At 72.1% G+C, this 13703-nt stretch carries 12 protein-coding genes; 10 read left to right on the plus strand and 2 right to left on the minus strand.

The annotated features are described in order from the left end of the window. Window positions 1–91 precede the first annotated feature (91 nt). Together ACZ62B_RS25940 and ACZ62B_RS25945 are read right to left on the minus strand one after the other, a co-directional pair. Window positions 92–1747 (minus strand): hypothetical protein, encoded by a 1656-nt coding sequence (locus ACZ62B_RS25940; RefSeq protein WP_344560609.1) that lies wholly within the window; start codon window positions 1745–1747, stop codon window positions 92–94. A 218-nt stretch (window positions 1748–1965) separates the two neighbouring features. Beyond that, window positions 1966–4164: an elongation factor G-like protein EF-G2 gene (locus ACZ62B_RS25945; protein ID WP_469692242.1), complete on the minus strand. Its 2199-nt coding sequence runs from the start codon at window positions 4162–4164 to the stop codon at window positions 1966–1968. A gap of 835 nt (window positions 4165–4999) precedes the next feature. Here ACZ62B_RS25945 and pgsA point away from each other — a divergent pair. The 10 genes from pgsA (at window position 5000) to ruvB (ending at window position 13578) form a co-directional block, all read left to right on the plus strand. Next, a complete protein-coding gene (pgsA, locus tag ACZ62B_RS25950; protein WP_344560724.1) occupies window positions 5000–5671 on the plus strand; it encodes a phosphatidylinositol phosphate synthase in 672 nt (223 codons plus the stop codon). Continuing rightward, window positions 5668–6609 carry a phosphatidylinositol mannoside acyltransferase gene (locus tag ACZ62B_RS25955; RefSeq protein ID WP_469692244.1) on the plus strand — a complete coding sequence of 314 codons (942 nt, stop codon included), beginning with the start codon at window positions 5668–5670 and terminating at the stop codon, window positions 6607–6609. Before pgsA ends, ACZ62B_RS25955 begins: the two co-directional genes overlap by 4 nt. After that, the gene (locus tag ACZ62B_RS25960; protein WP_344560612.1) at window positions 6606–7769 is read left to right on the plus strand and encodes a glycosyltransferase family 4 protein; all 1164 of its coding nucleotides are present in this window, start codon (window positions 6606–6608) and stop codon (window positions 7767–7769) included. Before ACZ62B_RS25955 ends, ACZ62B_RS25960 begins: the two co-directional genes overlap by 4 nt. A gap of 434 nt (window positions 7770–8203) precedes the next feature. After that, complete coding sequence (locus ACZ62B_RS25965) at window positions 8204–8746, plus strand: LemA family protein (protein WP_030867667.1); 543 nt, start codon at window positions 8204–8206, stop codon at window positions 8744–8746. A gap of 141 nt (window positions 8747–8887) precedes the next feature. Further along, window positions 8888–9799, plus strand: a complete 912-nt coding sequence (pdxS, locus tag ACZ62B_RS25970) for a pyridoxal 5'-phosphate synthase lyase subunit PdxS (RefSeq protein ID WP_073933758.1) — start codon at window positions 8888–8890, stop codon at window positions 9797–9799. Beyond that, on the plus strand, window positions 9793–10398 hold the full coding sequence (pdxT, locus tag ACZ62B_RS25975; RefSeq protein WP_344560725.1) for a pyridoxal 5'-phosphate synthase glutaminase subunit PdxT: 606 nt from the start codon (window positions 9793–9795) through the stop codon (window positions 10396–10398). Before pdxS ends, pdxT begins: the two co-directional genes overlap by 7 nt. Window positions 10399–10446: 48 nt before the next feature. Further along, window positions 10447–11199 (plus strand): YebC/PmpR family DNA-binding transcriptional regulator, encoded by a 753-nt coding sequence (locus ACZ62B_RS25980; protein WP_217130012.1) that lies wholly within the window; start codon window positions 10447–10449, stop codon window positions 11197–11199. 108 nt (window positions 11200–11307) lie between these two features. Then, window positions 11308–11874: a crossover junction endodeoxyribonuclease RuvC gene (gene ruvC, locus ACZ62B_RS25985; protein WP_383456577.1), complete on the plus strand. Its 567-nt coding sequence runs from the start codon at window positions 11308–11310 to the stop codon at window positions 11872–11874. Then, the gene (gene ruvA / locus ACZ62B_RS25990; protein ID WP_469692247.1) at window positions 11871–12476 is read left to right on the plus strand and encodes a Holliday junction branch migration protein RuvA; all 606 of its coding nucleotides are present in this window, start codon (window positions 11871–11873) and stop codon (window positions 12474–12476) included. Before ruvC ends, ruvA begins: the two co-directional genes overlap by 4 nt. A 28-nt stretch (window positions 12477–12504) precedes the next feature. Beyond that, window positions 12505–13578 carry a Holliday junction branch migration DNA helicase RuvB gene (gene ruvB, locus ACZ62B_RS25995; protein ID WP_344560615.1) on the plus strand — a complete coding sequence of 358 codons (1074 nt, stop codon included), beginning with the start codon at window positions 12505–12507 and terminating at the stop codon, window positions 13576–13578. The last annotated feature ends 125 nt before the right edge of the window (window positions 13579–13703 follow it).

Consider the following 13703-nt stretch of genomic DNA (forward strand, 5'->3'; position numbering starts at 1 on the left):
GGGCGGTGGGGGCACCTCCCGCGCGAGCGGAGCCGAGCGTGGGGGAGGCACCCCGCAAGCGCGGGTGAGCAGACCCACCCCCGCCCAGCCCCTACGCGTCGTACACGTCCGCCTTCCGAGGCGAAGCATCCTGCACAGCCGTGCTGAGGAACGACGACCGCGACCCGAACTTCTCCGTGTCCACCCCGTTCTCCTCCAGCACCTTGATCGCAGCGGAGTGCACCACCCGCAGCACCGGCGCGGCCGCCCGCAACGCGTCGTCCGCCATGAACCGGTGCCGCCACGGCTTGTCCGCCCACGCGTGCCGCAGACCGAACGGCTCCGGCAGGCTCAGCTTGCCGCCCAGCCAGTACAGCAGCGGCGGGTACCAGGTCAGCGGCGCCCGGGCGGCCAGGCGCACCACCTCGTCCGAGTCGACCAGCGGGAGCTTCACCTTCCGGGTCTCCCAGAACCTGATCGACTTCTGGACCTCCTTCTCCTTGGCCGCCGGCTTGCTGGTGAACAGCGAGTGCACCGGTCCCAGCGCGTGCCCGGTGACCTCGATGCGCAGCGTCTCGTGCAGCACGGTCACGGTGATCAGCATGGTGATCACCAGCTGGCCGTCCCACAGCGTCCACTGCACGCCCAGATAGTGCCGGTCGCCCGCGCCGAACTGCTGCTTGTTGCAGATGTCCTGTATGGCGTGCGGCTTGACCTGGTACGCCTCGACGTCCGTGCCCTCGGGCCGGGAGACCGAGTCGGCGTTCTCGCCGATGGGTGTGACGATCCAGTGCCGTACCGACGGCTTGGGGAAGCCGCCGGTGTGCAGCGGCCCGCGCTCCAGCATCCGCAGCCGGTCGTAGATGGACCTGATGACGTCCCAGCTGCGGAACGGGTTGATCTCCCGGTCCGGGTCGACGGGCACCAGGTCCTCGGCGAGCTGCCAGCTGCCCCAGCGCGTGCCCATGCCGAGTATGCCCTTGGGCCCGGCGTAGAAGACGGAGTTGGACTGCTGTTCGGCGCTGAGCCGGGCCAGGGACTGGCGCAGTTGCTCGGCGGCCGTCTCGCCGGGGCTGCTCGGCACCGCCTCGGGCACCTTGGCGCCGACGCTGCTGCCGGAGAGCAGGCCGGCCCAGCGCTCGCGCAGGTCCCTCGCCGTGCGCTCGCAGATCTGCTTGGCCCAGAACCAGCCCAGCACCGGGGCGACGACCGCCGCGCGGGCGTACCAGCCCCAGAAGCCGTCGAAGGGCATGCGGATCAGGAACAGCACGGCGAGGGCGCCCACCGCGACCAGCAGGGTGGTGGCCAGCGCGCCCGCCCGTTTGTCCTCGCGCCTGGACATCGTCGTACGGATCTGGAAGACCAGCAGCCACACCAGCAGGCCCGGCAGGAAGAGCAGTCCGCACAGGACCATGACGGCGCTCAACCAGTTGTCCCGCTCGCGGCGGATGCGGTGCGCCGCCAGCGAGTGCTCGACCACCACCTGCGGCTGGGTGCCGAAGGACTGGATGAGCGGCGCGCGGCCGGAGCCGAGCATCCGGTCGATGATCGCCCTGGAGTACGCCTCGCCCAGGTTGGGCCGGAACAGCTTCAGCCTGGGTGCGCTCACGGCTGACTTGTGCCACTCGTTGTTGGCTTTGAGTATCTCCTCGGCCTCGTTGTCCCGGTAGGCCGCCGAGGCCAGCGCGAACGTCGGGGTCTGCCCCTCGTCGCCCGTGCGCGGCACCTGCGGACCGAAGAACTCCGCGTAACCGCTCTCAACGGTCATTCCCGCCCCCGATCGCCGCGACTGTCGTCTTGCGGCCTTCCCGACTTCCTTGTTGCGCACACCTGTTGATCAGGTCTTCAGCGTATCCGTACCCACTGTCGTCCGTCGGCGGACGGCCGAAGCCGTCCGTCGCCACGGAGTGAAGCATTCCGAAGTCGTCCTGGCGAGAGGGGCGTACGCGGGCGCCCGCCGGGTCTCCCGGGGGCGCCCGTCGCCGGTTACGAGGCGGTACGCGCCTCTTCCTTGACCCGTTCCGCCACGTTCGACGGCATGGGTTCGTGCCGCGCGTACCGGCGGCTGAACCGGGCGGTGCCGTGCGAGAGGGAGCGCAGGTCGACGGCGTACCGGCCGATCTCGATCTCCGGGACCTCGGCCTTGATGAGGGTGCGCCCGCCGGGTGACTGCTCGGTGCCGAGCACCCGGCCGCGCCGGCCGGACAGGTCGCTCATCACGGGGCCGACGTAGTCGTCGCCGACCAGGACGCTCACCTCGGCCACCGGCTCCAGCAGATGGATCTTCGCGTCCGCGGCCGCCTCCCGCAGGGCCAGCGCGCCGGCCGTCTGGAACGCCGCGTCGGAGGAGTCCACGGAGTGCGCCTTGCCGTCGAGGAGTGTCACACGGACGTCGATCAGCGGGTGTCCCGCGGCGACTCCCTTGAGGGCCTGGGCCCGTACGCCCTTCTCGACGGAGGGGATGAACTGGCGCGGCACCGCGCCGCCGACCACCTTGTCGACGAACTCGATGCCCGAGCCGTTCGGCAGCGGTTCCACCTCGATCTCGCAGATGGCGAACTGCCCGTGTCCGCCGGACTGTTTGACGTGCCGGCCACGTCCGGCCGCCTTGCCGCCGAAGGTCTCCCTGAGCGACACCCGGTGCGGTACGACGTCGACCTGGACGCCGTAGCGGCTGCGCAGCCGTTCCAGGGCCACGTCCGCGTGCGCCTCGCCCAGGCACCACAGCACCACCTGGTGGGTGTCCTGGTTCTGTTCCAGCCGCATCGTCGGGTCCTCGGCCACCAGCCGGGACAGCCCCTGCGAGAGCTTGTCCTCGTCGGGTTTGCTGTGCGCCTGGATGGCCAGCGGCAGCAGCGGATCCGGCATCTCCCACGGCTCCATGAGCAGCGGGTCGTCCTTGGCGGACAGGGTGTCGCCGGTCTCCGCGCGGCTGAGTTTCGCCACGCACGCGAGGTCGCCCGCGATGACGTGGGAGACGGGCCGCTGCTGTTTGCCGAACGGTGTGGACAGGGCGCCGATCCGCTCGTCGACGTCGTGGTCCTCGTGGCCGCGGTCGGCGAGCCCGTGCCCGGAGACGTGCACGGTCTGGTCGGCGCGCAGGGTGCCGGAGAAGAGCCGGATCAGGGAGAGCCGGCCGACGTACGGGTCGGAGGAGGTCTTCACGACCTCCGCGACCAGCGGGGCGTCGGGGTCGCACGGTTTCAGCTCGCGCGGCCTGCCGTCGAGGGTGGTCACGCTCGGGGTGCCGTGCTCCAGCGGGGTCGGGAAGCCGCCGGTGACCAGCTCGAGGAGTTCGACCGTGCCGAGTCCCTGGCGGGCGCCGTCGGCGGCGGGCGCGGCGGCCAGGACGGGGAAGAACACCCCGCGCGCGACCGCCCGTTCCAGGTCCTCGATCAGCGTCTTGACGTCGACCTGCTCGCCGCCGAGGTAGCGGTCCATGAGGGTCTCGTCCTCGCTCTCGGCGATGATCCCCTCGATGAGCCGGCCGCGGGCCTCCTCGATCAGCGGGAGCTGGTCCTCGCCGGGCTCGGACTCCTTGCGCTCGCCGGTGGAGTAGTCGAACAGCTTCTGCGACAGCAGTCCGGTCAGGCCCGTCACGGGCGCGTGCCCGTCGGGTCCCTCCGGGCCGTGCAGCGGCAGATACAGCGGCAGTACGGCGTCGGGGTCGTCGCCGCCGAACGTCTCCGCGCAGACGCGGGTCATCTCCTCGAAGTCCGCGCGGGCCGCCTCCAGGTGCGTGACGACGATGGCGCGCGGCATGCCGACCGCCGCGCACTCGTCCCACACCATGCGGGTCGAGCCGTCCACGCCGTCCGAGGCCGAGACGACGAAGAGGGCCGCGTCCGCCGCCCGCAGACCGGCCCTGAGTTCCCCGACGAAGTCGGCGTATCCGGGGGTGTCCAGAAGGTTGACCTTGATGCCGTCCCATTCGAGGGGCACCAGGGAGAGCTGTACGGAGCGCTGCTGCCGGTGCTCGATGTCGTCGTAGTCGGAGACGGTGCCGCCGTCCTCCACGCGGCCCGCCCGGTTCACCGCCCCCGCGGTCAGCGCGAGGGCCTCCACCAGGGTCGTCTTGCCCGATCCGGAGTGGCCGACCAGCACCACATTCCGTACGGACGTGGGGTGGTCGGCCGCCTGTGCCCTGCCGGCGGCTCCGGGGTGTGTGTGCGCCTTGTCGCCCATGATCCTGCCTCCCGTGCACGGTGAGGTCACTGTGGGCGCGGACCCGCGGAATCCGCGTGCGGTGCGGCTCCGGCGACGCCCGCGGTCCTTCGAGCTTTCCACTCCCGTCACGGCGCGTCCATACGAACGACGCGATCCCGACGTCCGTCCCTGCTCAGGACGGTGCGAACCGCGCCGCCGGCCGGGGCCTGTCCGGCGGTCGGGGCGGGGGAAACCGGCGGTGCCCCGTGGCCCGGATGCGCGGGGGCGACGGGAGTGCCCCCGCGCGAAGCCGGGAGCGGGGGAGCGCGCAACCGCAAGGCGGCGGAGGGAGCCGACGGGGCGGGGATCCCTCCCGCGCGGCGGAGATCTCCCCGCTCGAGCGAAACCGGGCGTGGGGGAGCCGGCGAGGGCGACGACAACGCGGCTCGGGGTGTCCCACACCCTTCGGACAGTGAGGGAGCGCGTACCGGGGCCCGCGTCCGCGGAGTGGTCCGCCGGGCAGTCCCTGTCCCGCCCCCTGCGCGGGCGTAGGGGTGGCCATCGACACCGACTCCAGCGAGTCCCGCTCCCGCGCGGGGGCGTAGCGGGCGGTGCGCGCAGGCCGGAGGGCATCGCGGCCCTGCTCCCGCGCGGGTGTACGAGTGGACGGCGGCACCGGCCGGCGCCGACTCCAGCGAGTCCCGCTCCCGCGCGGGACGTACGGGCGGTGCGCGCCGGAGTGAAGGGCGTCGGGGCCCCGCCCCCGCGTGGGTGTACGGGTGCCCCGCCGTCGCCCGCGCGTGTGCGTGGCTACGATTGGGCCCGCCGGGTGGCCAGCAAGGGCCACGCGGCCCCACCGACCGTCGGGAAGGCCATGCTGAACAAGTACGCGCGTGCATTCTTCACGCGTGTCCTCACACCGTTCGCCGCGTTTCTCATCCGACGGGGGGTCAGCCCCGACACGGTCACGCTCATCGGCACCGCGGGAGTGGTCGCGGGCGCGCTGGTCTTCTACCCCATGGGGGAGTTCTTCTGGGGCACGGTCGTGATCACGCTGTTCGTGTTCTCCGACCTCGTCGACGGCAACATGGCCCGCCAGCTGGGCCGCTCCAGCCGCTGGGGAGCCTTCCTGGACTCCACCCTGGACCGGGTCGCCGACGGCGCGATCTTCGGCGGCTTCGCCCTCTGGTACGCCGGGGGCGGCGACGACATCGCCCTGTGCGCGGTGTCGATCTTCTGTCTGGCCAGCGGCCAGGTGGTGTCGTACACCAAGGCGCGCGGCGAGTCGATCGGTCTGCCGGTCGCCGTCAACGGGCTGGTCGAGCGGGCCGAACGGCTGGTGGTCTCGCTGGTCGCGGCCGGTTTCGCGGGCCTGCACGCGTTCGGTGTGCCCGGCATCCAGTACCTGCTGCCGGTCGCCCTGTGGATCGTCGCCGTCGGCAGCCTGGTCACGCTGATCCAGCGGGTGGTCACCGTGCGCCGCGAGTCCGCCGAGGCGGAGGCCGCGGAGCGGCAGGAGGCCCAGGGGAGCGAGGCCGCGAAGTGAGCGCCCAGGAGCGGCTGGCCGACGCCCTGTACGGCGCCGGCTGGGGCACCGTCAAGAAACTCCCCGAGCCGGTCGCCGTGCGCCTCGGGAGGACCATCGCCGACCTCGCGTGGAAGCGGCGCGGCAAGGGCGTGCTCCGGCTGGAGGGCAACTACGCGCGTGTCGTGCCGGACGCGGGCCCGGAGCGGCTGGCCGAACTCTCCCGCGCGGGGATGCGGTCGTATCTGCGCTACTGGATGGAGTCCTTCCGGCTGCCCGCCTGGAGCCCCGAGCGCATCGCCTCCGGCTTCGACCCCAAGGACCTCCACCACCTGACCGACGGCATGGCGGCCGGCAAGGGAGTCGTCCTGGCGCTGCCGCACCTCGCCAACTGGGACCTCGCCGGCGCCTGGGTCACCACCAAGCTCGGCATACCGTTCACCACCGTCGCCGAGCGGCTGAAGCCGGAGACGCTGTACGACCGTTTCGTCGCCTACCGCGAGGGCCTCGGCATGGAGGTGCTGCCGCACAGCGGCGGCTCCGCCTTCGGCACCCTGGCCCGGCGGCTGCGCGACGGCGGACTGGTCTGCCTGGTCGCCGACCGCGACCTGTCCGCCTCCGGTGTCGAGGTCGGCTTCTTCGGCGAGAGGGCCCGGATGCCTGCCGGACCCGCCCTGCTCGCCCAGCAGACCGGGGCCCGGCTGCTGCCGGTGACCCTCTGGTACGACGACTCGCCGGTGATGCGGGGCCGGGTCCACCCGCCGGTCGAGGTCCCCGGGTCAGGTACGCGCGCCGAAAAGACGTCTGTCATGACACAGGCGCTGGCCGACGCCTTCGCCACGGGGATCGCCGACCATCCGGAGGACTGGCACATGCTGCAGCGCTTGTGGCTGAGGGACCTCGACCCCGCGCGGGATCCCGCGGGCGCCTCCGGGCAGGACCGGGAGGGGACCCCGTGAGGATCGGCATCGTCTGCCCGTACTCCTGGGACGTGCCGGGTGGCGTCCAGTTCCACATCCGTGATCTGGCCGAGTACTTCATCCGGCTCGGTCACGAGGTGTCCGTCCTCGCCCCGGCCGACGACGACACCCCGCTGCCGCCGTACGTCGTCTCGGCGGGCCGCGCGGTGCCGGTGCCGTACAACGGGTCGGTGGCCCGGCTCAACTTCGGCTTCCTGTCCGCCGCGCGGGTACGGCGCTGGCTGCACGAGGGCGCCTTCGACGTCGTCCACATCCACGAGCCGACCTCGCCCTCGCTCGGCCTGCTGACCTGCTGGGCGGCCGAGGGGCCGATCGTCGCCACCTTCCACACCTCCAACCCGCGCTCCCGCGCGATGATCGCCGCGTACGCGATCCTCCAGGCCGCCCTGGAGAAGATCAGCGCGCGGATCGCGGTGAGCGAGTACGCCCGCCGCACCCTCGTCGAGCACCTGGGCGGCGACGCGGTGGTCATCCCGAACGGCGTCGACGTCGACTTCTTCGCCGAGGCCGAGCCCAAGCCGGAGTGGCAGGGGGACACCATCGGTTTCATCGGCCGGATCGACGAGCCCCGCAAGGGCCTGCCGGTGCTGATGAAGGCCCTGCCGAAGATCCTCGCCGCCCGGCCGCGGACGCGGCTGCTGGTCGCCGGGCGCGGCGACGAGGAGGAGGCGGTCGAGTCGCTGCCCCGGGAGCTGCGTCCGCGCGTGGAGTTCCTCGGCATGATCAGCGACGAGGACAAGGCCCGCTTCCTGCGCAGCGTCGACCTGTACGTGGCGCCCAACACCGGCGGGGAGAGCTTCGGCATCATCCTGGTCGAGGCGATGTCGGCGGGAGCGCCGGTGCTCGCCTCCGACCTGGACGCGTTCGCACAGGTCCTCGACCGGGGGGCGGCGGGCGAGCTGTTCGCCAACGAGGACGCGGACGCGCTCGCCGAGGCGGCCGTACGGCTCCTGGGGGATCCGGAGCGCCGCGCGGAGCTCCGCGACCGCGGCAGCGCCCACGTCCGCCGCTTCGACTGGTCGACGGTCGGCGCGGACATCCTGTCGGTCTACGAGACGGTGACGGCGGGCGCGGCGGCGGTGGCGACGGACGACCGCGCGACGGGCCTGCGGGCACGGTTCGGCCTGGCACGGGACTAGGGGGCGTTCGGATCAGGCAGGCCTCGGGCGACCGCGCCTTGTGGCCGGCCTGAGCGGGGGCGAGGGGTCTCTCCCTCGCGAGCGCAGCCGGGCGTGGGGGAGCGCGCAGCCGCAAGGCGGAGGAGGGCGCGCCAGGGCGGAGCCCTGGCAACCGACGACAACGCGGCTGAGGTTCCCCTCTGGGGGAGTGCGTGCCTGGACCCGCGACCTCCGCAAGATCCGAACGACGCCCCCTGGGGCCCGTCCGGACCGTTCCCTTCTGCCGCGCGGCGCCCGGCAGGTTCTCCGGCAGCTCGACCAGAGGGGGATCCCGGGCGCGTGGCCCGCCTTCCGGGGGACGACGGGAAGGGGGACGGGCCTGGGAGCGGGCCGTCCAGCCCGAAGGAGGTCCGGGGCGCAGCCCCCGGAGAGCGCCCCCGGTAGCCTTGCCGCCCGTGACCGCAACCCTCATCTGGATCCTCGTCGCCCTCGTCGTCATCGGCCTCTACCTGAGCTGGACGGCGGGACGCCTGGACCGGCTGCACGCCCGGATCGACGCCGCCCGGGCCGCGCTCGACGCCCAACTGCTGCGCCGTGCCTCCGTGGCGCAGGAACTGGCCACCTCGGGCGTGCTCGACCCCGCCGCGTCGATCGTGCTCTACGAGGCCGCGCACGCCGCGCGGCAGTCGGTCGAGGAGCAGCGAGAGGTCGCGGAGAGCGAGCTCAGCCAGGCGCTGCGCGCGGTGTTCGGCGACGCGCAGCAGGTGGACGCGGTCCGGGAGGCCCCTGGGGGCGAGGAGGCGGCCCTGGAGCTCGCCGAGGCGGTGCGCAGGGTGCCGATGGCCCGCCGCTTCCACAACGACGCCGTACGGGCGGCACGGGCGCTGCGCCGGCACCGCAAGGTGCGCTGGTTCCGGCTGGCCGGGCACGCGCCCTTCCCGATGGCCTTCGAGATGGACGACGAGCCTCCGGCCGCCCTGGTCGAGCGGGCCGCGTAACGGCGGGATCCGGCCACCCGGCCGGGCCGCCGCCGACCGAAAAGGATCCACCGGCTTCCCATTGGCCCTTGCTGTGGCCTGGTCCGTTCACGTTTCCTCGGTGCTGCAGAAACCCCCTCCTTCCCCTCAGCGAGGTCATTCGTGTCCAGCACGCTCTCCGAAAACCAGGGTCCCGAGACCGGCACCGCCCGTGTGAAGCGCGGCATGGCCGAGCAGCTCAAGGGCGGCGTGATCATGGACGTCGTCACGCCGGAGCAGGCCAAGATCGCCGAGGACGCCGGCGCCGTCGCCGTCATGGCCCTGGAGCGGGTCCCCGCCGACATCCGCAAGGACGGCGGCGTGGCCCGGATGTCCGACCCGGACATGATCGAGGGCATCATCGGCGCGGTCTCCATCCCCGTGATGGCCAAGTCCCGCATCGGCCACTTCGTCGAGGCCCAGGTGCTGCAGTCCCTCGGCGTCGACTACATCGACGAGTCCGAGGTCCTCACCCCGGCCGACGAGGTCAACCACAGCGACAAGTTCGCCTTCACCACCCCCTTCGTCTGCGGCGCCACCAACCTCGGTGAGGCCCTGCGCCGCATCGCCGAGGGCGCCGCGATGATCCGCTCCAAGGGCGAGGCCGGCACCGGCAACGTCGTCGAGGCCGTACGCCACCTGCGCCAGATCAAGAACGAGATCGCCCGCCTGCGCGGCTACGACAACAACGAGCTGTACGCCGCCGCCAAGGAGCTGCGCGCCCCGTACGAGCTGGTCAAGGAGGTCGCCGAGCTGGGCAAGCTCCCGGTGGTCCTCTTCTCCGCCGGTGGCGTGGCCACCCCGGCCGACGCCGCGCTGATGCGCCAGCTCGGCGCCGAGGGCGTCTTCGTCGGCTCCGGCATCTTCAAGTCCGGCGACCCGGCGAAGCGTGCCGCCGCCATCGTCAAGGCGACCACCTTCTACGACGACCCGAAGATCATCGCGGACGCGTCCCGCAACCTCGGCGAGGCCATGGTCGGCATCAACTGCGACACCCTCCCCGAGACCGAGCGCTACGCCAACCGCGGCTGGTGACCGTGATCATCGGTGTCCTGGCCCTCCAGGGCGACGTACGGGAGCACCTCGTCGCCCTGGCCGCGGCCGACGCCGTGGCCAGGCCGGTCAGGCGTCCCGGGGAACTCGCCGAGGTCGACGGACTGGTCATCCCCGGCGGGGAGTCCACCACGATCTCCAAGCTGGCGGTCCTCTTCGGCCTGATGGAGCCCCTCCGCGCGCGCGTGCGCGAGGGCATGCCCGTCTACGGCACCTGCGCCGGCATGATCATGCTGGCCGACAAGATCCTCGACCCGCGCTCGGGCCAGGAGACCCTCGGCGGCATCGACATGATCGTGCGCCGCAACGCCTTCGGCCGGCAGAACGAGTCCTTCGAGGCCGCGGTCGACGTCAAGGGCGTCGAGGGCGATCCCGTGGAGGGCGTCTTCATCCGCGCCCCCTGGGTGGAGTCCGTCGGTGCCGGGGCCGAGGTGCTCGCCGAGCACGGCGGCCACATCGTCGCCGTCCGCCAGGGCAACGCGCTGGCCACGTCGTTCCATCCGGAACTGACCGGCGACCACCGCGTGCACGGCCTCTTCGTCGACATGGTGCGCGCGTGCCGGGCGGCCGAGTCCTTGTAGGATTCCTGCGTTCGTTGCAGAGATGGGTTACGCGAAGGAGACAGGCAGATGTCCGGCCACTCTAAATGGGCCACGACGAAGCACAAGAAGGCCGTGATCGATGCCAAGCGCGGCAAACTCTTCGCGAAGCTGATCAAGAACATCGAGGTCGCCGCGCGGATGGGCGGCGTCGACCTGGACGGCAATCCCACGCTCTACGATGCCGTCCAGAAGGCCAAGAAGCAGTCGGTGCCGAACAAGAACATCGACTCCGCCATCAAGCGCGGTGGCGGTCTCGAGGCCGGTGGCGCCGACTACGAGACGATCATGTACGAGGGCTACGGTCCGAACGGTGTCGCGGTGCTCATCGAGTGCCTCACCGACAACCGCAACCGTGCCGCCTCGGACGTGCGTGTCGCGATGACCCGCAACGGCGGTTCCATGGCCGACCCGGGCTCGGTGTCGTACCTGTTCAACCGCAAGGGCGTGGTGATCGTCCCCAAGGGCGAGCTGACCGAGGACGACGTCCTCACCGCCGTCCTGGACGCGGGCGCCGAGGAGGTCAACGACCTCGGCGAGAACTTCGAGGTGCTCAGCGAGGCCACCGACCTGGTCGCCGTGCGCACCGCTCTGCAGGACGCCGGGATCGACTACGACTCCGCCGAGGCCAACTTCGTCCCGACCATGCAGGTCGAACTGGACGAGGAGGGCGCCAAGAAGATCTTCAAGCTCATCGACGCGCTGGAGGACAGCGACGACGTGCAGAACGTCTTCGCCAACTTCGACGTGAGCGACGAGATCATGGAGAAGGTCGACGCGTAACGCGTCCACTGCTCAGCGGGCCGGCGGGACACTTCCGTCGGCCCGTCGCTCTGTCAGTGGCACCCGATAGCCTGCACAAACAGGTGATCGAGGGAAAAGGGGCGGCACGTGCGCGTACTGGGGGTGGACCCGGGGCTGACCCGGTGCGGTGTCGGTGTCGTGGAGGGCGTCGCCGGGCGGCCGCTCACCATGCTCGGCGTGGGCGTCGTCCGCACGCCGGCCGACGCCGACCTCGGCCACCGCCTCGTCGCCGTCGAGCAGGGCCTCGAACAGTGGCTGGACGAGCACCGGCCCGAGGTCGTCGCCGTGGAGCGCGTCTTCAGCCAGCACAACGTGCGTACGGTGATGGGCACCGCCCAGGCCAGCGCCGTCGCCATCCTGTGCGCCTCCCGCCGCGGCATCCCCGTCGTCCTGCACACGCCCAGCGAGGTCAAGGCCGCCGTCACCGGCTCGGGCCGCGCCGACAAGGCCCAGGTCGGCGCCATGGTCACCCGCCTGCTGCGGCTGGACGCGCCGCCGAAGCCCGCCGACGCCGCCGACGCCCTCGCGCTCGCCATCTGCCACATCTGGCGCGCCCCCGCGCAGAACCGGCTCCAGCGGGCCGCCGCCCTGCACGCCTCCAGAACCCCCCGCGCACCACAAGCCCCGCGCGCATCGAAAGGCCGTACGACATGATCGCCTTCGTCAGCGGCACGGTCGCCGCCCTCGCTCCCGACACCGCGGTGGTCGAGGTCGGCGGGGTCGGCATGGCCGTCCAGTGCACGCCGAACACGCTCTCCGCGCTCCGCGTCGGACAGCCCGCGAAACTCGCCACCTCCCTCGTCGTCCGCGAGGACTCGCTGACCCTCTACGGCTTCGCCGACGACGACGAGCGCCAGGTCTTCGTACTGCTCCAGACCGCCAGCGGCGTGGGCCCCCGGCTGGCCCAGGCGATGCTCGCCGTGCACACCCCCGACGCCCTGCGCAGAGCCGTGGCCACCGGGGACGAGAAGGCGCTGACCGCCGTCCCCGGCATCGGCAAGAAGGGCGCTCAGAAGCTGCTCCTGGAGCTCAAGGACCGCCTCGGCGAGCCGCTCGGCGCCCCCGCCGTCGGCGCACCGGTCACCAGCGGCTGGCGCGACCAGCTGCACGCCGCCCTGATCGGCCTCGGGTACGCGACCCGCGAGGCCGACGAGGCCGTGTCCGCCGTGACACCCCAGGCGGAGGCCGCCGAGGGCACCCCGCAGGTGGGGCAGCTGCTGAAGGCGGCCCTGCAGACGCTGAACCGCGCCCGATAGCCCGTACGGAGAGCTGAGGCATACGCACATGAACTGGGACGACGCCACCGACACCGACGCCACCGGCGAGCGGCTGGTGGGCTCTGTCGCCGACCGCGAGGACCAGGCCGTCGAGGCCGCCCTGCGTCCCAAGGACCTGGGCGAGTTCATCGGCCAGGAGAAGGTCCGCGAGCAGCTCGACCTCGTACTGCGCGCCGCCCGTGCGCGGGGCGCCACCGCCGACCACGTGCTGCTCTCCGGCGCCCCCGGCCTCGGCAAGACCACCCTCTCGATGATCATCGCCGCCGAGATGGAAGCCCCCATCCGCATCACCTCGGGCCCCGCCATCCAGCACGCCGGCGACCTCGCGGCGATCCTCTCCTCCCTCCAGGAGGGCGAGGTGCTCTTCCTCGACGAGATCCACCGCATGTCCCGGCCCGCCGAGGAGATGCTCTACATGGCGATGGAGGACTTCCGCGTCGACGTGATCGTCGGCAAGGGCCCCGGCGCCACCGCCATCCCCCTCGAACTGCCCCCCTTCACCCTGGTCGGCGCCACCACCCGGGCCGGCCTGCTGCCGCCCCCGCTGCGCGACCGCTTCGGCTTCACCGCGCACATGGAGTTCTACGAACCCGCCGAGCTGGAGCGGGTCGTCCACCGCTCGGCGAGCCTCCTCGACGTGGAGATCGACCCGGCCGGCGCCGCGGAGATCGCCGGCCGCTCCCGCGGCACACCCCGTATCGCCAACCGCCTCCTGCGCCGCGTCCGGGACTACGCGCAGGTCAAGGCCGACGGGATGATCACCAAGGACATCGCCGCGGCGGCCCTCGCCGTCTACGAGGTCGACGCCCGGGGCCTCGACCGGCTGGACCGGGCCGTCCTCGAGGCCCTGCTGAAGCTGTTCGGCGGCGGACCGGTCGGCCTGTCCACGCTCTCCGTCGCGGTCGGGGAGGAACGTGAGACCGTGGAGGAGGTGGCCGAACCCTTCCTCGTACGGGAGGGTCTGCTCGCCCGCACCCCACGCGGGAGGGTCGCCACCCCGGCGGCATGGGCGCATCTCGGCCTCACGCCGCCCCGCTCACAGGGCCCCGGAAACGGACAAGGGGACCTGTTCGGGGCGTGACGGCGAGGACGATGGCCCAGGCTGGAACCCCGGTGCCATGCTGAGCGTTGTTCCCTGCGCGCGGACTCGCTTAGACTCCGCCGATGCCACCCTTGTCGGCGGCAGTACATACCCCCAACCATCAG

The organism is Streptomyces sp. NPDC053426, assembly GCF_055585405.1.

Bases quoted from the DNA above. Each gene is read 5' to 3' on its own strand.
- ruvB (WP_344560615.1), top strand. From the start codon at position 12,505: ATGAACTGGGACGACGCCACCGACACCGACGCCACCGGCGAGCGGCTG.
- ACZ62B_RS25940 (WP_344560609.1), bottom strand. From the start codon at position 1,747: ATGACCGTTGAGAGCGGTTACGCGGAGTTCTTCGGTCCGCAGGTGCCG.
- ruvA (WP_469692247.1), top strand. From the start codon at position 11,871: ATGATCGCCTTCGTCAGCGGCACGGTCGCCGCCCTCGCTCCCGACACC.
- ACZ62B_RS25945 (WP_469692242.1), bottom strand. From the start codon at position 4,164: ATGGGCGACAAGGCGCACACACACCCCGGAGCCGCCGGCAGGGCACAG.
- pgsA (WP_344560724.1), top strand. From the start codon at position 5,000: ATGCTGAACAAGTACGCGCGTGCATTCTTCACGCGTGTCCTCACACCG.
- ACZ62B_RS25980 (WP_217130012.1), top strand. From the start codon at position 10,447: ATGTCCGGCCACTCTAAATGGGCCACGACGAAGCACAAGAAGGCCGTG.